General features: G+C 50.1%; 21 protein-coding genes and 2 pseudogenes. 8 read left to right on the top strand and 15 right to left on the bottom strand.

The genetic code is table 11. The annotated features are described in order from the left end of the window. Window positions 1–3 precede the first annotated feature (3 nt). Window positions 4–567, bottom strand: coding sequence for an ADP compounds hydrolase NudE (gene nudE / locus AC4PME_RS05680; protein WP_491044794.1), 564 nt, complete (start codon window positions 565–567; stop codon window positions 4–6). Window positions 568–637: 70 nt separating this feature from the next. Here nudE and yrfG point away from each other — a divergent pair, with 70 nt between their 5' ends. The 3 genes from yrfG (at window position 638) to AC4PME_RS05695 (ending at window position 3,440) form a co-directional block, all read left to right on the top strand. Continuing rightward, window positions 638–1,321 (top strand): GMP/IMP nucleotidase, encoded by a 684-nt coding sequence (yrfG, locus tag AC4PME_RS05685; protein ID WP_119503553.1) that lies wholly within the window; start codon window positions 638–640, stop codon window positions 1,319–1,321. A 1-nt stretch (window position 1,322) separates the two neighbouring features. Further along, window positions 1,323–1,868 carry an inosine/xanthosine triphosphatase gene (gene yjjX / locus AC4PME_RS05690; RefSeq protein WP_119503107.1) on the top strand — a complete coding sequence of 182 codons (546 nt, stop codon included), beginning with the start codon at window positions 1,323–1,325 and terminating at the stop codon, window positions 1,866–1,868. A gap of 195 nt (window positions 1,869–2,063) precedes the next feature. Then, the gene (locus AC4PME_RS05695; RefSeq protein WP_490707921.1) at window positions 2,064–3,440 is read left to right on the top strand and encodes an NAD-dependent succinate-semialdehyde dehydrogenase; all 1,377 of its coding nucleotides are present in this window, start codon (window positions 2,064–2,066) and stop codon (window positions 3,438–3,440) included. A gap of 54 nt (window positions 3,441–3,494) precedes the next feature. On the opposite strand, the gene AC4PME_RS05700 is transcribed toward AC4PME_RS05695, so the two are convergent. Continuing rightward, window positions 3,495–4,106 (bottom strand): TetR/AcrR family transcriptional regulator, encoded by a 612-nt coding sequence (locus AC4PME_RS05700; RefSeq protein ID WP_491529515.1) that lies wholly within the window; start codon window positions 4,104–4,106, stop codon window positions 3,495–3,497. 38 nt (window positions 4,107–4,144) lie between these two features. Between AC4PME_RS05700 and AC4PME_RS05705 the strand changes: the two genes are divergently transcribed. After that, the gene (locus AC4PME_RS05705; protein WP_491044792.1) at window positions 4,145–4,609 is read left to right on the top strand and encodes an HPP family protein; all 465 of its coding nucleotides are present in this window, start codon (window positions 4,145–4,147) and stop codon (window positions 4,607–4,609) included. A 58-nt stretch (window positions 4,610–4,667) separates the two neighbouring features. Here the strand turns inward: AC4PME_RS05705 and AC4PME_RS05710 are convergent, their stop codons facing one another. From AC4PME_RS05710 to gspC, 12 genes and pseudogenes are all read right to left on the bottom strand, one after another. Beyond that, a complete protein-coding gene (locus AC4PME_RS05710) occupies window positions 4,668–5,423 on the bottom strand; it encodes a type II secretion system protein N (protein ID WP_474842119.1) in 756 nt (251 codons plus the stop codon). Then, window positions 5,423–5,896, bottom strand: a complete 474-nt coding sequence (locus tag AC4PME_RS05715; RefSeq protein ID WP_119503552.1) for a type II secretion system protein M — start codon at window positions 5,894–5,896, stop codon at window positions 5,423–5,425. Before AC4PME_RS05715 ends, AC4PME_RS05710 begins: the two co-directional genes overlap by 1 nt. Further along, window positions 5,896–7,089, bottom strand: coding sequence for a type II secretion system protein GspL (gspL, locus tag AC4PME_RS05720; protein ID WP_491044791.1), 1,194 nt, complete (start codon window positions 7,087–7,089; stop codon window positions 5,896–5,898). Before gspL ends, AC4PME_RS05715 begins: the two co-directional genes overlap by 1 nt. Further along, entirely contained in the window at window positions 7,089–8,081 is a 993-nt protein-coding gene (gene gspK / locus AC4PME_RS05725) for a type II secretion system minor pseudopilin GspK (protein ID WP_474842117.1), read from the bottom strand. The genes gspL and gspK overlap by 1 nt, the downstream gene beginning before the upstream one ends. Further along, on the bottom strand, window positions 8,078–8,707 hold the full coding sequence (gene gspJ, locus AC4PME_RS05730; protein ID WP_491044894.1) for a type II secretion system minor pseudopilin GspJ: 630 nt from the start codon (window positions 8,705–8,707) through the stop codon (window positions 8,078–8,080). The genes gspK and gspJ overlap by 4 nt, the downstream gene beginning before the upstream one ends. Window positions 8,708–8,802: 95 nt before the next feature. Beyond that, window positions 8,803–9,174 (bottom strand): annotated as a pseudogene (gene gspI / locus AC4PME_RS05735) (type II secretion system minor pseudopilin GspI); the annotation flags it as partial. After that, complete coding sequence (gspH, locus tag AC4PME_RS05740; protein ID WP_474848591.1) at window positions 9,171–9,809, bottom strand: type II secretion system minor pseudopilin GspH; 639 nt, start codon at window positions 9,807–9,809, stop codon at window positions 9,171–9,173. The pseudogene gspI and the gene gspH, both read right to left, overlap by 4 nt. An 11-nt stretch (window positions 9,810–9,820) precedes the next feature. Further along, on the bottom strand, window positions 9,821–10,246 hold the full coding sequence (gene gspG / locus AC4PME_RS05745) for a type II secretion system major pseudopilin GspG (protein WP_442858472.1): 426 nt from the start codon (window positions 10,244–10,246) through the stop codon (window positions 9,821–9,823). Between the two features lie 8 nt (window positions 10,247–10,254). Then, complete coding sequence (gspF, locus tag AC4PME_RS05750) at window positions 10,255–11,475, bottom strand: type II secretion system inner membrane protein GspF (protein ID WP_474842111.1); 1,221 nt, start codon at window positions 11,473–11,475, stop codon at window positions 10,255–10,257. 3 nt (window positions 11,476–11,478) lie between these two features. Next, window positions 11,479–13,041 carry a type II secretion system ATPase GspE gene (gene gspE / locus AC4PME_RS05755; RefSeq protein WP_491044790.1) on the bottom strand — a complete coding sequence of 521 codons (1,563 nt, stop codon included), beginning with the start codon at window positions 13,039–13,041 and terminating at the stop codon, window positions 11,479–11,481. A 2-nt stretch (window positions 13,042–13,043) separates the two neighbouring features. Then, the gene (gspD, locus tag AC4PME_RS05760) at window positions 13,044–15,080 is read right to left on the bottom strand and encodes a type II secretion system secretin GspD (protein ID WP_119503097.1); all 2,037 of its coding nucleotides are present in this window, start codon (window positions 15,078–15,080) and stop codon (window positions 13,044–13,046) included. 21 nt (window positions 15,081–15,101) lie between these two features. Next, a complete protein-coding gene (gene gspC / locus AC4PME_RS05765) occupies window positions 15,102–16,049 on the bottom strand; it encodes a type II secretion system protein GspC (protein WP_491044789.1) in 948 nt (315 codons plus the stop codon). 113 nt (window positions 16,050–16,162) lie between these two features. Here gspC and hslR point away from each other — a divergent pair, with 113 nt between their 5' ends. The 3 genes from hslR to AC4PME_RS05780 all read left to right on the top strand — a co-directional run bounded on the left by hslR (window position 16,163) and on the right by AC4PME_RS05780 (window position 19,470). Next, entirely contained in the window at window positions 16,163–16,567 is a 405-nt protein-coding gene (gene hslR / locus AC4PME_RS05770) for a ribosome-associated heat shock protein Hsp15 (RefSeq protein ID WP_491044788.1), read from the top strand. Between the two features lie 23 nt (window positions 16,568–16,590). After that, entirely contained in the window at window positions 16,591–17,490 is a 900-nt protein-coding gene (hslO, locus tag AC4PME_RS05775) for an Hsp33 family molecular chaperone HslO (protein WP_303572402.1), read from the top strand. A 417-nt stretch (window positions 17,491–17,907) separates the two neighbouring features. Beyond that, window positions 17,908–19,470, top strand: a complete 1,563-nt coding sequence (locus tag AC4PME_RS05780) for a phosphoenolpyruvate carboxykinase (RefSeq protein WP_491044787.1) — start codon at window positions 17,908–17,910, stop codon at window positions 19,468–19,470. Between the two features lie 83 nt (window positions 19,471–19,553). Here the strand turns inward: AC4PME_RS05780 and AC4PME_RS05785 are convergent, their stop codons facing one another. Next, on the bottom strand, window positions 19,554–19,991 hold the full coding sequence (locus tag AC4PME_RS05785; RefSeq protein ID WP_490707930.1) for a hypothetical protein: 438 nt from the start codon (window positions 19,989–19,991) through the stop codon (window positions 19,554–19,556). A 227-nt stretch (window positions 19,992–20,218) separates the two neighbouring features. Between AC4PME_RS05785 and AC4PME_RS05790 the strand changes: the two are divergent. Next, a pseudogene (locus tag AC4PME_RS05790) lies at window positions 20,219–20,509 on the top strand (Na+/H+ antiporter NhaC family protein); the annotation flags it as partial.

A 20,509-nucleotide genomic window follows, 5' to 3' on the forward strand; every position in this document is an offset into this window, starting at 1 on the left:
ATGTTATTGCTCCTTTAACCACTTCTGAGCTAAGAACAAGGCGGCGACGCAGCGGGCTTCTTTGAAATCTTCCCGGCCGAGAAGTTCATCTGCCTGGCTGAGAGGCCAGTTGACCACCTCCAGCGGCTCCGGTTCATCACCTTCAAGTGTTTGCGGATATAAATCCCTGGCGAGAACAATGGTCATTTCTGCATTGAAAAATGTGGGGGCCATGCTGACGGTATGAATTACGTTCAGGTCGCGGGCGGCGTAACCTGCTTCTTCCTGGAGCTCACGGTTTGCTGCCTCAACGGGGGATTCACCCGGATCAATAAGACCCTTCGGAAAACCCAGCTCGTAGGTATGCGTACCCGCCGCATATTCGCGGATAAGCACCATAGTATTGTCATCTAACATCGGCACAATCATCACAGCGCCACGGCCGCTACCAGCCATGCGCTCGAACTGACGCTCGGCACCGTTTGAGAAAGTAAGATCCAGCCTTTCGACTTTAAATAAACGACTGCGGGCAACAATTTCCCGGTGTTTGATTTGCGGCAATGTTTTGGCGGGATCGATTTTACTCATGTTTATCCGTTACAACTTTCGTTATGATGACAACCAATGCTTAAGCTTAATGTATTTGAAGGAAAATCGCTTGCCATTTCTACCCTGGAGTGAAATCGACACAGTTCTGCTCGACATGGACGGAACCTTACTGGATTTACACTTCGATAATCACTTTTGGATCGAACATTTACCAAAGAAAATCGCTGAACGGAGCGGAAAGCCCGTTGAAGAGTGCAAAGCCACAATGATGGCGCATTATCAGCGTGTCATGGGGCAGATCCAATGGTATTGTCTGGATTACTGGGCTGAGCAGTTAAACATGGATATTATGGCTGCCAAACGGGAAGTTGAGCACTTAATTTCCATGCGCGATGATACGCTGCCTTTCCTTGATGCCCTTCATGAAACCGGCCGGAATGTGGTGCTAGTAACCAATGCTCATCCGGACAGCCTCTCACTAAAGGTGGAACATACGCGGCTGGATGCTCACATTGATACGTTGATCAGTACCCATGAGTTTGGTGTGACGAAGGAGTCTCAGAACTTATGGAAGCAGCTTCAGGCCAGATTACAGTTTGATCCCGCCCGCACATTATTTGTCGATGACAGCATCACTATTTTGCAGGCTGCGAAAAAGTTCGGGATCAGCCACCTGCTGGCCGTGAGTAATCCCGACAGTCAGCAACCTGTTCGTGACATTGAAGCATTCCCAGCCGTAACCGATTACCGCACCTTGCTGGACGAAATTCGCCAGTTTCCGGTGGAGAAATAACATGACGGTTTGCATTGTGGGTTCGAAAAATCCGGTAAAACTGAATGCAGCCCGTAATGCGTTGAGTTTATCCCTGCAATTGCCTGCCCTTGAAGCTATTGGCGTGAATGTGCCAAGTGGTGTGCCGGACCAGCCCATAAATACTGCGCAAACCCGCGACGGTGCTGTAAACAGGGTCAAAGCCTGTCTCGCTGAAGCGGACGAGCGGTCAAAAGCGCAGGACTGGTTCATCGCCATTGAAGGCGGTGTCGATATGTTTGACGACGGCCCGGCCACGTTTGCTTTTGTTGCCATTTATCATCAGGGCATCTGGTCTGTGGGACGCAGTGCAAACCTGCCTTTGCCTCCGTCAGTCTTCACTGCACTAGAGGCCGGTGAAGAATTGGGCCCGTTGATGGATAAGCTGTTTGATACGGACAACATTAAACAGAAAGGCGGGGCAATCGGTCTGCTCACCAACCACCTCGCCACCCGCCAGAGTGTTTACGAACTCGCCATCACACTGGCCATGGCGAAGTTCAATTACCCAGATTTGTTTTCTGCGTAATAAACCGCTGGAAAGTTTACTTAAACGGATGTGAAAAAAATTCCTTATCTGTTAATTGGTTATCACTTGCCTTTGATGATGATTGCCTCTCCCTAAGCGCTAACTGGCTGAAAATAAATAAATTTAATAATTTAATCTTTCCCTGGCCTCACCTTTGCACTGTCATCTGTCCATGTTGAAAACAGGAGACAGAGCATGTCTGATAAAGTACAAACGATTAATCCTGCAACAGAAGAAACCGTTGCCGAATATACGCTGATGTCCGAAGCGGACGCGAATCAAGCCGTTGATAATGCCCATGAAGCCTTTCTGTCATGGAAGAAGACCAGTTTCGACGAGCGGGCTAAATTGATGAATAACCTCGCTGATCAGATTGAGAATAACGCGGACACCATTCTTGATTTGATGACCAAAGAAATGGGTAAGGTGACTGAACACGGTAAGCAGGAAATTGCGCTCTGCGCTTCTATTTGTCGCTACACCGCTGAAAACGGCGAAAAGGTGCTGGAAGATGAAAACCGGGTATATGACGGTGGCAGCGCCATTATTACTTTCCAGCCGATAGGCGTTATTTTGGGTATCCAGCCCTGGAACTTCCCGCTTTATCAGGTCATCCGCTATAGCGCAGCCAATGTCATGGCGGGCAATACAACGGTGATGAAGCATGCCGCCAATGTGTTTGGTATGGCAGAATTTATTGAAAAACTGTATCTGGATGCCGGTTTCCCGAAAAACGTATATCAGTCGTTACTGATTGACGGCAAAACTGCCAGCAAATTAATTGAACATGACAAAGTACGCGGTGTGACTTTCACTGGCAGCGATAACGTAGGTAAAACTGTTGCAGAAACCGCAGCCGGCCTGTCGAAGAAGACCGTGCTGGAATTGGGTAGTAACGATGCCTTTGTGGTGTTATCTGATGCGGATATCGATACCGCGGTGGAAGCCTGTGTTCAGGGGCGAATCGTCAATAACGGCGAGACGTGTGTAGCGGCTAAGCGTTTTATCATCGTTGACAGTGTTTATGATGCCTTCCGTGAGAAATTCGTCGCGGCATTTAAAGCGTTGAAAGTAGGCGACCCCACCGATCCGGAAACCGATCTTGGCCCGATGGCCCGTGAAGATTTGCGTGACAAGTTGCACGAGCAGGTGGAGGAGTCAGTGAAAAACGGTGCTACAGTCACATTAGGCGGCGAAATCCCTGACTCCACGGGTTGGTTCTATCCCGTCACTATTCTGGAAAATATCAAACCGGGCATGCCAGCGTATGATGATGAACTGTTTGGCCCTGTGGCATCATTTATCCGTGCGAAAAACGATGCGGATGCCATGCGCATTGCCAATGACTCCCGTTACGGCCTGGGCGGCGGTATCTTCACCACGGATAAAGAGAAAGCTATCCGGTTGGCCCGAGAAGAGTTTGATACGGGTATGGTGAACATTAACGGTTATTCTTTGGCGCAGCCTAACCTACCGTTTGGCGGCGTGAAAGACAGCGGTTACGGCCGTGAACACGGCGGTTTCGGTATGCGTGAATTCGTTAACGAAAAAACGATTTTCATCGCTGAATAAACTGTAAAAAAGAACGAACCGACAGGCCCCGGTGAGGCAATGCTCCGCCGGGGCCTATTTATTTTCGTTCAGCATAGAGCTCAGTAAGGTCAAAGCCAGTTTGGAAGGCTTTTCTGTTTCGCCTGAGACAAATGCGGTGACTATAGCGCCTTCCACGAGCAGGCAAACGATATCCAGGGTATCGGTGTTTGCCCTCAGATAACGCCCGACGACTTCCTTAACCCTTTTCTTATGCTGGCTGCAGAACTGATATACAGGGCTGTCATCATTGCTGAATTCTGCGGAGGTGTTAATAAAAAAACATCCTTTGAAATGGCCCAGAGCAGCCTCCTCATCATTGAACCAACGCACAAGCGCACCGAACAACCGGTTAACTGCATCGGTATCTGATGTCGCTTCTCTTAAATTTTCCTCAAGCCAGCTAATAAACTTTTCATGTCTTAACTGCAACGCTGCCAGCAAGAGTGCTTCTTTGCTCTTGAAGTGGCTGTACAGCGTCTTTTTTGCAATACCGGAGCGGGTCAGTATTTCGTTTATACCGATAGCGTTTATACCGTTGTCGTAGAAAAGCTGTAATGCGGTATGGGTTAATTCTTCTCGTTTGTCACTCATTGTTAAAACATCAGGTTTTAGGGTTTGACAAGAGTAGACCGACTTGTCTACCATTGCAAGTAGACAAGTCGGTCTACTTTGGTGGGAACAGAATGAAATCTTTTTGGAATGCAACATTAGCCGGTACCGGAGCTTTTCTGGCAATAGCTTTACTGACGTTTTCTGAGCAAACGTTGTCTGATATTGCTCTGGTGATGGCACCTTTCGGTGCTACTGTGGTTTTGGTGTTTGGGGTACCCGACAGTCCGTTGGCTCAACCGAAGAACGTGATAGCAGGACACTTTATGACTTCCGTTGTTGGCTTGTGCTTTTTGCACTGGTGGGAAGTATCACCATTTACTCTGGCGCTGGCCACTGGCATTGGCGTGTCAGTGATGCTGGTTACAAAAACTACGCATCCGCCGGCCGGTGCGAATCCAATGTTAATTATGCTGTCTGGTCAGGGATGGGGATTTCTTTTTACACCCGTACTGATTGGCGCCATTTCTATTGTGTTGGTTGCTCAGGCTCAGAAGAGGATCGTTGCAAAATATAAGTTGGTGACAGGAGCGTCGTGAGTAAGGGGGAGATACGTTGAAGCCGTGTGGCCTCAACGTATTCAGTTAATGTTGATATTTAAAGCTGAATTTCAGTATACCCGTCAGGCCCGGGAGCGCCGAAAATGGCGGCGGCCTGATGCACTTCTTCAGGTAATGACGGGTCGGGTTTAAACTTGCCTTTAATTGAGAAGTTTGAAAAACCCTGTTCCAGGATCGCATCCAGAGAGAGACCCAGCATGTTGGGCTCTTTAACGGTAATACCGATACCTTTCCCTTCGCAGCGTAGCTGTGCGGAATAGTTACCAAAGTCGATGGGGCCACGGGTGCCGGCTACGGTGGCATTCAGCCAGTCGCCGAAGCCTGTGAGTTCGTTACAGTCGGGACCGAAAGATAAGGCTTCGACTCTGGCTCTGAACCGGCCGCCGGCGTTAACCGGCAGTGGCAGTTGCACTTCCGCTAACACACGGTCTACCGGCAGAAACAGCAAAAAGTCATCCGACTCCACGGTTTCAGGATTCAGCAGGCTGGTGCGCAGTTCGCCTTTAAACGACACTTCGTCGGAATCACGTAAATTGCCGCCTTTAATGTCGGCGTGCACGCTGCCAATCAGCATGGGTAAGCCCGCAATATCCCATTCCACGTTGGTTACCGGAATGCCTTCTACAACTACCGCCTGCGCTTTACCGTGCCAGACAGTACCGCTGACACCATAAATCTTTACGCCTTTCGGGAGTGTCTGACTCTGTATAAGGTGGACGGCGGGCATGTAAGCCACCACAAAGAAAAGAAACACAAAAACAGCAGCGAGGGTCCAGAGTATTTTCGATTTCATTATTTACCCAATTGCAGTCGACGGATGCGGATCATGCCGGGGGCGTTACCTTCGGCAAGGTCGGCCTGAAGAATGAGGATCCCCATTTCTTCCATGGTTTGCAGCCATGCCAGCACATCATTGAACGGCGCTTCGTCTACCGTTACCTGAATCTGCTCGTCCTGGGGCTGCATACGGGCTATGGCGATTTTAAAACGGGCCGAGGTAGTATTGACCGCCTGTGGCAGTGAGCCATTAAAGGTTTTAATCCCGCCGCTGCGACGAAGTTGTTGTGCACGGTTTGCATTTTCCTGCACCCACAACAGCAGCTCCTGCTGGTTATCAAGACGGGCTTTCTCCTGCGCTAATCCGTCAGATAAGGGTTGCCAGATCAGCCAGTAGAACATTGCGATAATCATGACCACACCGGTAATAATCACCAGGCGCTGCTCACGCTCACTCAATGCACGGTATTTATCCATTAACTTCATGATCAACCCCGTATCGCGACTGTACCGATGACCATATCATCGCGGTTATTGATTGCACCCTGCTCTATTTCGAATCCGGCGGTCTCAGCCTGCCTGCGGAACTGCTCCAGCGACTCAAAATTTCTGCCCTGTGCCTGCATACGGATTTCCGTTCTTGAGGCATCAAAACGCAACGTTTGCGGTTTGATTTGTGATGAGGAGAACGCATTAGTGAGCTGATCCATCATCACCAGCATGGAAGCGCCACCGCCTCCCTGTTCCATCGATGCCATTTCACTGCGGATCTTCAGCCTGAGATCCCGGTAAGGACCCAGCCCGGGAAATCCGGCCTTAACAACCTGATCGATTTGTGCACTCAGGCGGGCATTTTCCTGCTTAAGCTGATAAATACTCACGCCTTTGTCAATGAGGCTGGTGGTCAGAGCGACAACCGCCAGTACTGCGGCGACCCGCCACTGATGCCACTGACCGGCCTTTTTACGTTTAATGCGGTAATCGCCCTGAAACAGATTAAAGTCTGTCTTAACGGCTTCCGTTGCCAGTATGTGCATGGGCAATTCCAGCTCTGTTTGCTGGATATCTGCATTTGGTATTGAGACTAAATCGATGTCGGAATAGTTTTTCACCGGCACCAGGGTATCTGAACGACGTAACTGGCTTGCGAACGCCGGAAGCAACCAGCTCAGTTCCCCCTGCATCCCCTGCCATTCGTCTTCACGGACCAGCAATGCATCACCGATAGTCAGTACGCTCCAGGCACCCGGCGTATGGGGGACAGCCAGAGCATCAGGAATGAGTTTGTCGCAAAATAACCCTGCGTCACTCAGCCATTGTTGCCATTCATCCATTTTCTCACGGCTGACAACAGCAACTGCCTGCTGGTCACCTTTTTTCGGACCCATGGCAAAAAACTGTTTGTGGATATCCTGTGCCAGCTCATCTTCCAGCATGAAAGGGATTGCAGTGAGTACTTTACGGCTGGCGCGGGGAGGAAGTGTCACCCAACGCAATAACACGTCACTGGCAGGTGCCAGAGCAATAACGGCACGTTGGCCTGCGCGTTCCTTCAGGGTGGTAAGTTGCGAGGCATCAGGTAATTCGCCGGACGCAATGATCTCCTGTTCACCGCCCGACCATACCAGCCACTGCACCGGATCTTCATGCCGGGAGCCCAGCCTGACCAGTAATTGTTCCATTACTTTACTCCTCCAAATTCACGTCGGATAACGCTTACGTTCTCTCCACCCTGAGCTTTAAACAGCGTACTGAGCGAAAAAGTGGCTTTATTGTAGCTGGTCTTCGTATGCAAAATAAAATATCCGGTGGTCACGGTGAACCAGCTCCGCTGTTCATCACTTAAATCCAGTGCCGCCAGCACGGGCTCACCCAGAAAACTGTCAACGTCGGCCCAGCCATCCTGTGGCCGGCTGCTGATAAGGCTGGTGGCCTGAGACATATCCAGTCCGGTGAGTCCCGCCAGAATAGCCGCCCGCTCTTCTGTGAGCGTATTCACATTGATAGCCAGAGCGGTATCTTCCGGCAGTACGCACACAAGAGGCAGAATAGCATTTAACCACACCGGGCTGACACCGTTTATAAGCCTCAGCTCCGATTGATTGGTCATTAAGCTGTTGGCAGCCAGATAAGGATGCTCACGACTTTCATATTCACTGTCTTCAGCACCGTAGGTACGCATGCGCGTATCGCTGTCGAGCCAGTCAGCCAGACTGTCGCGGACAGTTTCTGCGGTGTAATTGTCGATGTTATCGCCGGTGGCCTCGAGCATACGGCCGAAAGCTTCCATGGCTTCAGTGGTTTGCGTCGCACTGCTCTGATTGTTGTTATCGTCACTTTCCCCCAGCGCATTCAGGTTGAAGCAGCTTTGGGCGTCTTCAAGCTGCGCTTCAATGCCGCCATTGTCGAGCGGATAAGCAAATTTCTGCGACCATGGCTGGGTAATGACAATTTTATCGCCGGTTTCATCAAAAATGGTTTTAATCGACTTGCGGGCAAAGGCTTCTGCTCCCATGGCATACCAGTAAGCCTGATTGTTATCTTTTAAGTTAGCAGCCCGCTGAATTTGTATTTGCAGGCGGGAGCCCATGTCTGTAGCTATAACCACGACGATAGCCACAATCATAAATACGATGATAAGCGCTACGCCACGCTGCTTTTGAAGCCCCTTCATAGGCTGGCTCCGCTGAGGGTAAATTCACGGCGGATGCGGCCAAAATCATTGCTGACAAATTCAAACGCGATGGCTTTGGGCAGGGTGGCTCCGACAAAACTCTCACGCCAGTTCAGTTCGTCGTTGTCTGACAGGGAGTTTTCCTCTTCATCAATATCAGCAATAAATTCAATTTTAAATTCGCTGATATCTTCCAGCAGCACGCGCACTTTCGGCTCTGTGCCCACTACGTTATCCACGTAATTGGTGTACAGCCGTTCCAGTTTGCCGTCTCTTACACGGTAGGCCACGGCCTGCAGAGTACTTCGCGGCAACATCATTTGCGGGTTTTGCCAGCCGCTGCGCACAAAAGCGAGGCCGTCATTATCGCTTTCATCTGACTCACCGCCACGCATAACAATGGTGTTTGTCTGACCGTCGGTGCGTACAGCCCGTGGCACAGCCTGCTGCATATCCCGCTCGATGGTGGTGACTGCGCGTTGCAGGCGCTGAAACTTTTCGAACCGGGCAGAAGACAGTTCATCGCTGTCGATAACCGTGGTCAGCACTGCCGTAGACGCCACGCCGATAAAGGCAAAGATAGCGATGGCAATGAGTATTTCAACCAGCGTGAATCCCCGTTGCATCATGGTGTCCCGTTATCATCGTCTGAGGCGCTGCTGGTTCCGCTGGTTCCGTTGGCGCGGGAGTTTGATGTTCCGGCTGTTGCTGCAATTTCAGCAGGTTTTGCCACAAAGGTGGTCACCGAGGTTTCAAAAAATTCGTATTGATCGTCCAGTCCGACGCTGACTTCAACGGCACGTAAATCGTTATCGGTGGTTTTGGTAACTTTCTGCTGCCAGTACCAGGTACGATCCGCCATATCCATGGTGCCTTTAGCGTTATTCGCAGGCGGCCATTTGTCGGTGAGTTTCATTTCATTTAAGCGGTTATTGGCCACCCAGGTAGCAAAAGTGGTTTCTTCCACTCTGCTCACGCTGCTCAGATGTTCCGCTGCTGATTTCATTACCGCAGTACCGGCCAGTGCAAAAATCACCAGCGCCGCCATAACTTCCAGCAGGGTCATACCCCGTTGTTTTACCGGTGTGATCATTCTGGTGGCTGCTCCAGCGGACCATTAAGCGTAAGCGGCGGCACATCCTGATTTAATAACTGAAAATACGCCGGTGCGTCGGTGCTGAAGGAGGGTTCATAACTGAACACCAGAGTAAACGGCGTGATTTCACCACTGGACATAATGAGAACCTGCGGAGGCGGCAACTTTTTATCTTCCTCGTTTCCGATTTCCACACCGGCGTCATCCAGTGAGAAATTTTCATCGAATACTTCACGGTCGAATAACTGATCTTCTGTATCCCAGGGAAGATCGTCCAGGTTCAGTGCAAAGGTGAAAGGTTCCGCGAGGGTATGAGGCGCATACAGCTTCTCATCATCGATTTTTTGCCATTCGTCTTCGTCGTTCAGAAACACAAAATAGTATTCATGATCCGCCTGCTCGATGCGTAATCCCAACTGGCGCTGGTTCAGTACGGCATAGTCGCTGGCCATATCAACCAGCACTTGCAGGCGCTGAGCTTCTTTTTTTAATTGATCAGACTGACTGACAGTAAAAACATTGAATACCACATAAGTGGCAGCCAGCCCCATTAATGCCATTACCAGCATCAGTTCGAGTAAAGTAAACCCGCACTGCAAATGCCGCTGTAATGTATGCCGGGGCTGTTTCATGCACGTAGTCGTTACAGGTATTCGTTTACGTTCCATGTACCGATGTCATCATCTGTACCCGGTTCGCCGTCAGGACCGTTAGAGTAAATGTCGTAGTCACCCATTTCGCCCGGGCTCATGAACTGGTAAGGATTGCCCCACGGATCTTCCGGCAGGCGCTGAATGATGCCGCCTTTGGGATAGTTTTTCGGAATCGGTTCGATAGTCGGAGCCTGAACCAGTGCTTCAAGGCCCTGTTCCGTGGTCGGGAAGCGGTTTGCCTGCATTTTATACATGGCAATAGCACCTTCAAGCTGCTGAATGTCTACCGCTGCTTTTTTCTTCTGAGCGATTTCCTGGTTGCCGATAACGTTGGGTAATACCATTGAAGCGATGATGCCGATGATCACCAGTACGATCATGACTTCAATCAGGGTAAAACCGGCATGTCTTCTCATTTTTCTCATTAGATATTCACCATTTTGTTCATAGCTAAAATCGGTTGCAGGATGGCCATTACAATGAACAGCACCACAAGAGCCATCACCACAATCAACATAGGTTCAAAAATTTTCAGGGAAATACTGACTTGTGTCTCAAATTCCCGTTCCTGGTTATCCGCAGCGCGGCCCAGCATTTGTTGTAATTCACCGGATTTCTCACCGGATGCAATCATGTGCATCATCATCGGAGGAAACATCCGGGTGTTATCCAGCGCTGCCCGTAAACTGCTGCCTTCTTTTACATTGACCGCAGCTTCGTTAATTTGATTCTTGATATGCTGATTTTGCAGTACATCCGCTGAAATGCGCATGGCTTCAAGCAGCGGAACCGCACTGGATGTCAAAATACTCAATGTGCGGGCAAACCTCGCGGTATTCAGGCTTTTACTGACTTTTCCGACCACGGGTAAGCGTAATATCAACTGATGATATTTCAACTTCATGGCGGGCTGTTGTACAAGCCGGTTACCCACGGCAACCAGAATGAAAATCAGCAGTAAAACAACCAGACCGTAACTCTGCATCCATTCACTCAAATCGATAAGAAACTGAGTGATGGCCGGCAGCTCCTGCCCCATGTTGGTAAAGTTACCCACGATTTTAGGCACGACTATGGTCAGCAGCAGTGAAATAACACCAATGGCAAATACCAGCATAATGGACGGGTACACCAGCGCCTGGGTTATCTGACTGCGGGTTTGCTGTCTTCGTTCCGTGTAATCGGCAAGACGGTTTAATACTACGTCAAGGTGACCGGATTTTTCACCGGCTGCCACCATAGCGCGGTAGAGTTCGTCGAATACCCCGGGGAACTGGTTCATGGCATCCGCAAGGCCGTGACCTTCTACAACTTTACTGCGAACTGCCATCATCATATTTTTATGACGGGGTTTTTCACTTTGTTCCGCCACCGCCAGTAACGCTTCTTCGATAGGCAGGGCAGATTCAATGAGGGTAGAGAGCTGACGGGTGATCAACGACAGATCCGCGGCTGAAATACGCGGACGGAACAGAGAAAAGCCCTGTGATTTCCCGCCGGATTTCTCCGCTACCAGTTCAACTTCTAAGGGGATAAGCCCTTTTTCACGCAATTGCTGACGTACCTGTCTGGCATTATCGCCTTCAAGTACGCCCTGTTTGTTGCGACCACTGGCGTTAACCGCTTTGTATGAAAACGCTGCCATGGATTAATCCTCGCGGGTCACGCGCAACACTTCTTCCAGCGACGTTTTACCGGCCAGCACTTTATGGCAGCCGTCTTCGCGAATACTGGGGGTGGTCTGGCGAATGTATTTTTCGATAGCCTGCTCACCTTTACCATCGTGCATCATGCCGCGGATAGGTTCATCAACCAGCAGCAGTTCGTGAATACCTGTCCGGCCGCGATAACCGGTTTGATTACAGGCGGTACAGCCTTTGGGCTGATAAATGGTCGGCAGTGGCTCACCGGCGGGCAGATTCAGTAATTCCGCCTGCTGTTCGTTTGGCTTCACCGGAATACGGCATTCAGGACACAGTGTTCTGACCAGGCGCTGGGAAAGCACGGCAAGCAAACTGGAAGACATCAGAAACGGTTCGATGCCCATGTCTTCAAGACGGGTAATGGCACCGGCAGCGGTATTGGTGTGCAGTGTTGAAAGCACTAAGTGACCGGTTAAACTGGCCTGAACCGCAATTTGCGCGGTTTCAATATCACGGATTTCACCAACCATCACCACGTCCGGATCCTGACGAAGGATCGCACGCAGTCCGCGGGCGAAAGTCATATCTACACGGGGATTTACCTGAGTCTGGCCGATGCCGGGTAAATCAAATTCGATAGGATCTTCAACGGTGAGGATGTTGCGGTCTTTCGAGTTGATTTCCGTTAAACCCGCATACAAGGTGGTACTTTTACCGGAACCGGTAGGACCGGTAACCAGGATAATGCCGTGAGGCTTACGGATTAGCGATGAAAAGATATCCCGGTTGCGTTTGGTCATGCCCAAATCTTCAAGATTCAGGCGGGCATTGTTCTTATCTAATAAACGCAGTACTACCCGTTCACCGTGATTGGACGGCATGGTCGATACACGCACGTCAACCGCACGGCCGGCTATGCGCAGTGTAATACGGCCATCCTGAGGGACGCGCTTTTCGGCGATATCCAGCTTGGCCATAACTTTAATACGGGAAACCAGCATGGAAGACAGCTTGCGGTTGGGACGTAAAATTTCCCTCAATACCCCGTCAACGCGAAAACGCACTATGAGCTGGTTCTCGAAGGTTTCGATGTGAATATCCGAGGCGCCTTCTTTAATAGCTTCACCGAGCATAGCGTTGATCAGTTTAATGATTGGCGCATCGTCTTCACTGTCGAGAAGATCTTCGGTATCCGGTAATTCTTCGGCTAATGAGAACAAATCGCTCTCATTCCCCAAATCTTCCATCAATTGTTTGGCGGCCGAGGAGTCACGCTGGAATGCCTGTGTCAGCAAGCCTTCGAATTTGTCCTGCTGAATTTCTGTTAAGGTAAACGGCTCACCGAAAAAGCGGCGCACTTCAGCAAATACCGCAAATGGCGTGGCTTCGGTGTAATACAGGGTGGCCGGATCCGTATTCGTCTCCAGCAACACATGATGCCGCTTGGCAAAGCTGAAACTCAGCTGGCGGGGGCCTGCTGCTTCTGCCAGTTCATCATCCGGCAGGCTATCCATAGCTTCTTCCTGTGCTGCGATAGCCTGCTCTAGCGGGTCTTCATTCGCAGCCATGATCAATCGTTATCCTTGTTCTTCTCTTTTTCCAGAATGTAATCTTCAAAAGAGGGAGGCAGCGCCAGCGCATCATCCCATTCCGGCATGGAAGGCTGTTCCTGTGATGGCATCAGCGACACACCTTCAGAGTGGCGCTTCAGTTGCTGGGCACGGATATAGTTGTACTTACGGTGACTGATTTCATTCATACGCACACCGTCACGAACGATGGTAGGCTTTAAGAACACCATCAGGTTACGCTTACGCTTGCTGGTAGAGGTAGACTTGAACAGGTGACCTAAAATTGGGATATCACCCAGCAGCGGTACTTTAGACACACTTTCCTGAACATCTTCATCAATCAGGCCGCCCAGTACAATGGTGCCGCCGTCATCAACAATGACCGTGGTTTTGATTTGGCGTTTGTTAATAGAAATGTCTACAGACGTAGCGCCACTGACGCTGGATACTTCCTGCTCGATGGTCAGCTGAACGGCATCACCTTCGTTAATTTGCGGGGTGACTTTCAGCTTGATACCCACTTCCTGACGATCAACGGTCTGGAAAGGGTTTGAATTATTATCGCCGGTGGTGGTGCCGGTAATGATAGGCACTTCCTGACCCACGATAAAGAAGGCTTCTTCGTTATCCATGGTAGTCAGGTGAGGCGTTGCCAGTACGTTGGAGTTGGTATCGTTACTGACTGCCTGAACGACGGCTCCCCAGCCGTCTTTGATGATACCGGCAAGCAGGCCATTGGCGCCGCTCAGCAGGCTTGCAAGGGCGGTGTAATCACCCTCTTCGGTGGAATCGATTTGTACCACGTTACCTTCATCGGTGATGTAGGCTTCTGTGGTGGTGGTGTCTTCTGCCTGTTTCAGCGCCACAGCCAGTGAACCAACCGGTACAACACCATTGTTAAACTGGGTGCCACCGCCTTCTTCAGTAACCCATTGCACACCAAGAGTTGCGCCGTCGCCTTCAAATACTTCAACAATAATGGCTTCAACCTGTACCTGCGCACGGCGTACATCTAACTGGCGGATAACTTCTTCTAAAGAACGCATCATGTCCGGCTCAGCGGTGATAACCACAGCATTGGAGTCTTCATGGGCATCAATGCTGATATCACGTTTAGCACTGCCACGGCTTTGTGTGTTGCCGCCCTGTGCTTCAGCCTGAATGCTGGCAGATACACCCTGCAGTACTTTTACCAGATCTTCTGCTTTGGCATAGTTCAGGAAGACAACGCGGGTATTGCCGCTTGATTCCAGCTCCTGGTCCATACGCTGGATCAGGTTAACAATGCGGGCACGGGCTTTAGCATCACCGCTGACGATCACTGAGTTTGTACGATCATCTGCCACAGCGCGGGGCTCTGACTTGCCGGTGTTAGCGGCTTTGCCCTGCGATTTATTGATACTGTCGACAATACGAACCATCTCTGAAGCCGATGCGTAGCGCAGCTTAACAATTTCCACTTCTTCATCACCGGCGCGGTCCACGCGCTCGATAATTTCCACCAGGCGGTTTACCACGGCCGCGCGGCCTGTGAGCATCATCACGTTGGACGGATCGTGAGCAACCACGTTGCCGCCACCGGCCTGATCATTAAGTTGGCGAAGGATTGGGGCTAATTCACGCACAGGGACGTTGTAAACGGGTACAACGCGGGTGATCATTTCGTCACCGTCCATTGCCGAACCTTCAACAACCGGAATATTGGAGGTCTTCGCCTCCTTTGAGCGCACGACTTTCAGCACACCGCTGGGCATTTCTACCACAGCGAAGTCGTAGACTTGCAGTACGTTTAAAAAGAACTGGTAGTATTGTTCTTCAGTGAGCATGTCGTATGAACGCACACTGATTTTGCCCCTGACATTGGGCTCGACAATAATGGTTTTCTTGAGGTTTTTACCAACAATGGAAATGAATTCATTGATGTCGGTATCTTTGAAATTCGGCATGTACTCTGCGGCTGTGGCAGAGACGCACAGCGCGGCAGCACAGATAGCTGCAGTAATCCGGGAGAATAAAGTCCGGCTCTCTTGCCTCATGAGTCTGTCTTCCTGTTTTTATTAGTCATTACCCGCCTCCGGGATTTCCAGATACAAGGTAATGTACTCACCATCACGTGTCAGCGTCAGCTCTATGGTATCGGCCTGACGAAGTTCACTCATGGCTTCCTTTGATTGCTGGGTATCGGTCAAATCCAATCCGTTGATTTGGATGACAACATCGCCCGCCTGCAGGCCGGCTGATTGAAACAGATCTGGTTTTTTACCCGGTTTGATTTCGTAGCCGACCAGCTGGCCATCACCGATTTTGGGCGTAATAGCGATGAAATCCATGAAATCTGCCGGGCTTTCCCGTAATGATGAGGCGACGTCTTCATCCAGCTCCACCTGATTTTGCGGCGGAGGCGGAATGCGGCGTTTAGGCGCAGGGGCGGCGGCACGGGGTTTGTCATCAGCGCGTGCTGTACGCTGGCGGTTTGCTTCGTCGTAATCCACACCGTCAAGCATCAGGGTTTCACGGCGAATACCGTTTTTAATAATAACGCGATCGTTCATGACCTGATCGAGTGTCGCGTTAGTCCCTTCTATTTTTTCGCCCAGACCGTATACGTTTTGGGTGCCCCGGTTTTCAATGATCGCCGTGGCTTCTTCTTTGAGCGAACTGACTACCACGCCGGTCAGCGTTAAATTTAGTTTTGTTTCCGGCGCGTCTGTCACCGGCTGTTCGTCTGCGGCCTGTTCTGTCCGGTTGACGGTTCCGAACAGGTTCAACTGTTGTAATCCGGCAACATCGACCCCACCTTGCGCAGAGGTAATGCGTTCAGGCTGTGAAGTTAGTCCGGCTGGTGTGGCAGGCCCGGCTGGTTCGGGTATAATTCGCCAGATGAGTTTTGCAGCAAACGCTAACAGGTACAGGCTCAGCAAAACAACAATTGCGAGATGCACTTGTTTCTGATGCCGGCTGAAGAAAAGTGCCAGTGACTGAGAATTCAATTTGTCGAGTGTCATGCGTTGTCGAAGGTACTGCTTTTTTAATAATAGATTTAGAGCTAGCCGACCCATCATAGCCCGGTCGAGGCGGGGGTCACAACAGTAAAACGAAAGAGTGACAAAAATATTACATGAGCAATCGTAATCAAAGCGATACTGACGTAAATGTCCGCCTGGACAAGTGGCTCTGGGCTGTTCGTCTGTTCAAAACCCGCGGTCTGGCGCGGGAAATGGTGCAGGCCGGTAAAGTGCATTACAACGGCCAGCGTTCGAAGCCAGGCAGAAACGTAGAGCCCGGCGCCATGATAAAAGTTCCGGCCGGATGGGACACAAAAGAAATAAAAGTGCTGGGACTGAGTGATAAACGCCTGAGTGCACCGCTCGCTGAAGCGCTTTACGAGGAAACACCGGAAAGTATTGCCCGGCGGGAATCCAATCAGCAGGCCCGCAAATTAAGTGCGTTTCACAGTCCGCGTCCTGACAACAGACCGGACAAAAAACAACGCAGACAGATTATTAAATTTAAGCAGCAGTAAGCTGCTAAGACAGGATAGATTTCATGAGCAACTATGATGAATTACATCGCTATTTGTTGAATGCAGCAAACGTACGCGGCGAGCTGGTCAGGCTGGAAGAAAGTCTGCAATCCATTGTGCACAGCACGGAATATCCGGTGCAAATCCAGCACCTGTTGAGTGAAATGGCAGCGGCAACCTGTTTGCTGACAGCAATTTTAAAATTCAAAGGCGAAATCGGTTTGCAAATTCAGAGTAAAGGGCCGGTGAGTTACGCTGTAATCAACGCCACCCACGAATACAAACTTCGTGGCGTAGCCCGCTGGGATGAAACGCTGACGGTTTTGCCTGAGAGCTTTGGTGAACTGGTAAAAGATGCTGTACTGGTGATTACCATCACGCCGGAAGAAGGTGAACGGTATCAGGGGGTTGTAGGGCTGGATAAGCCTACACTTGCTGAATGTCTGGAAGCCTATTTCACGCAGTCTGAACAACTGGCGACGAAAATCATTCTGATGACTGATTTGCAGGAACCTACCCGCGCCCGTGCTGCGGGTATGCTATTGCAGGTTCTGCCCAGTCAGGCTGCCGCAACAAATGTGGCGCAGGATACTGACTTTGAGCATGTTTGCAAGCTGACAGAAACCCTGAAAGAAGATGAAATGTTTGGTCTGCCTGTGAATGATATTCTGTATCGTCTTTACCACCAGGAAGAAGTTGAAGTGTATCCGGCTCACCCGGTTTCATTCTCCTGTTCCTGCTCCAAACAGCGCAGTGCTGACGCACTGAGAAACGTGGATAAACAAGAGCTGCTGCAGATCATTGAAGAGGATGGTGCCATTAAAATGCACTGCCAGTATTGTCATTCTGAATATCTGTTCGACAGCGTGGATGTGGAAGCCATTCACAATGGCCAGTTTGTGGAAACCCGTAAAGATCAGTAAAAGCCCTGCGAAGTGCCTGAGTTAGCGCTTCGCAAAAAAACGGAAATACGACAGTGCCTGCCGCTTAAGCCCGGCAGGTCCTGCTTTCAGGCCGCAGCCGCAAAGCCCTGCTTCCGGAAAAGGGCGACCAACGTTTAATTGTGTGTAAACCAAATTTTGTTACCCGTCTTTTGATTTTACAATCAAGTTACAACTCCTCGATATTTTCATAATTTATTGAAAATTAATAGTTATTTTTCATTCCAACTTTTTCATGCTTTACTCATTCTGAAAGTTTATTTCTTTAAAACGTCATTCAGATCAAAAAATAATTGCTATTTGTATTTATGATGTTGTCTCTTCCCTTGTTTTATATACAATCGAATTGAAAAGGATTTTTGAAAGTTAAAATGTAAACTTACCAAAGGGCTTACCAAAATGACCGCGGCACCACTTTTAAATTCAGATACAGCAGTAAACGTGCTCACTGATCTCACGTCAGCTGAGTTAATAGAAATTGCACTTAAATGTGGCGAAGGCTGCCTTGCAGACAATGGTGCGCTGGTAGTAGAAACCGGACACCGGACAGGTCGTTCTCCTGCGGATCGCTTTATTGTCAAAGAGCCTTCTACGGAATCAGACATTGACTGGGGTAACGTGAACAAGCCCTTTGATGCAGATAAATTTGATGCATTGTGGGACCGCGTAGACGCTTTTTTAAATACACAGGAACATTTCCTTTCTCATTTACAGGTTGGCTCTGACCCTACACATGCTTTGCCAATAAAAGTACGAACACAAACGGCATGGCAACATATCTTTGCCCGCAACCTGTTTATTCAGCCCGCAACGTGGAATCCGGATAACAAAGAGGCATGGCAGATCCTCAATGTGCCCGGTTTTATCTGCGATCCTGAGCGTGACGGCACCAACAGTGACGGTGTGGTTATTCTGAATTTTGCTGAGAAAAAGGTGCTTATCGCCGGTATGCGTTATGCCGGTGAAATGAAAAAAGCCATGTTCAGTGTACAGAATTTCCTGTTACCGGCAGAAGAAGTGTTACCCATGCACTGCTCAGCCAACGTGGGAGAGCAAGGGGATGTCACCTTATTCTTCGGACTGTCCGGCACCGGCAAAACCACATTGTCTGCCGATCCCAAGCGCTTTCTGATTGGTGATGATGAGCATGGCTGGGCGCCCGGAAGCGTGTTCAACCTGGAAGGTGGTTGTTATGCAAAGTGCATCGATTTATCGCAGAAAAATGAACCGGTCATCTGGGATGCTATCCGTTTCGGTACGATTTTGGAAAATGTGGTACTGGATGAAAAACGCACCCCGGATTATGCCGACGTCAGCCTGACACAGAACTCCCGTGCCGCCTATCCGCTGGATCACATCGAAAAGCGTGTGGCTGAGAACAAGGGCGGTGAGCCCCGCTCTGTTGTGTTCCTCACCTGTGATGTGAGCGGCGTATTACCACCGGTTTCTGTGCTCAGTGAAGAAGCTGCGGCCTATCACTTCTTAAGTGGTTACACAGCAAAAGTCGGCTCGACAGAAATAGGGTCCACTGCTGATATTGAATCGACTTTTTCAACTTGCTTTGGCGCACCGTTTTTCCCGCGTCCTGCCGGCGTGTATGCGGAATTACTGATTAAGCGGGTGAAGAGTTTCGGCGCTAAAGTGTTCCTGGTGAATACCGGCTGGACCGGTGGTCCCTACGGTACCGGTAAGCGCTTCGATATACCTGTTACCCGTGCGGTAATCGACGCCATCGTTTCCGGCGAACTGGCTAATGTGGAAACCCGCCATATTGATGGTCTGAATCTGGACGTGCCGGTAGCGGTACCGGGTGTCGACAGTAAATTGCTGGTGCCGGCAGAAACCTGGGCCGACCAGCAGGCTTATCAAACCTATGTTGAAAATCTGGTGCAGGAATTCAAAGCTAATTTCGAAAAATATGATGTCAGTGATGCCATCGTGAAAGCCGGCCCCGGCTTCTGACTGCTTTCTATCCGACGTTAGTCGACTTGTTGCCCGCAGTGTGTCTGCGGGCTTTTTTTTGCAATGTAGTTGCTGGCTGGCGGTTACTGCCCGCCGGCCAGTGCGCTTTGAATGGCTTGCGGATCCATAAAGTGGGAATAATTACCGATAGCGTCAGTAACCACCGGATCCTGCATTAACTCGCCCATTGCGACCTGACCAACCAGTTCGAAGGCACGCTGGAGTGCCATGGGATCAGATTCAGAGGCAACTTTAAACTGCGCCGGGCAGTCGCTTGCGAGCAGGCGGGTGACCAGGTCGCCGATTTCCTTATCAGACTCAAGGCGGTCTTTTTCCGATACTTCGGCATAGCTTTTTATTTCAGGATGAGCGGCCATGGAAAAGAAAATCCATTTTGCCAGCGATTTTCTTTCTTTGCCGTTTAAGGAATCGATCAGACAACTACCTAATTCGTTCGACATCGCGGGTGCGGCACCCAGGGCCGACGCGCTGATAATTAAAGCACCGATTAACTTCTTCATATTACACCTTTTCTTCTGTTCCTTGTGTGCAGTGCCAGCCGGGTATCTCCATGCCGGTTACCGCTCGCCTGTATGACGGATGAAAATCGTCATGCAGAAGGATTACATAAGATAGCGTGAAATAATATAGGCTAAAGTATCTGTTTTACCGCTGTTTTACGTTCACCCGGACAGCGTGTTTACGATAAAATCCTTTCCGGATTCATCTGCACAATCAACGAGGTCCCGTGCAAAAGTCAGCACCTGCCCAATTTCTGGGGCTAACGCCTATATTGTTTTTTGTTGTCACTATGCTGATTGCCGGCATTATCAGCGACGACATTACCGCTATGCCAGTTCTGGTAGCCCTTTTCCTGGCAGCCGGATATGCCCTGCTGCTGAACCCGAAGGATCAGAAGCTCACTCTGAATGAGAAGATTGCGCAATTCTGCGAGGGGGCGGGTAACAAGAACATTATCTTGCTGGTGCTGATATTTCTACTCGCCGGCGCATTCTATTCGCTGACCATCGATATCGGC

It is taken from the genome of Alteromonas sp. (genome assembly GCF_984505615.1).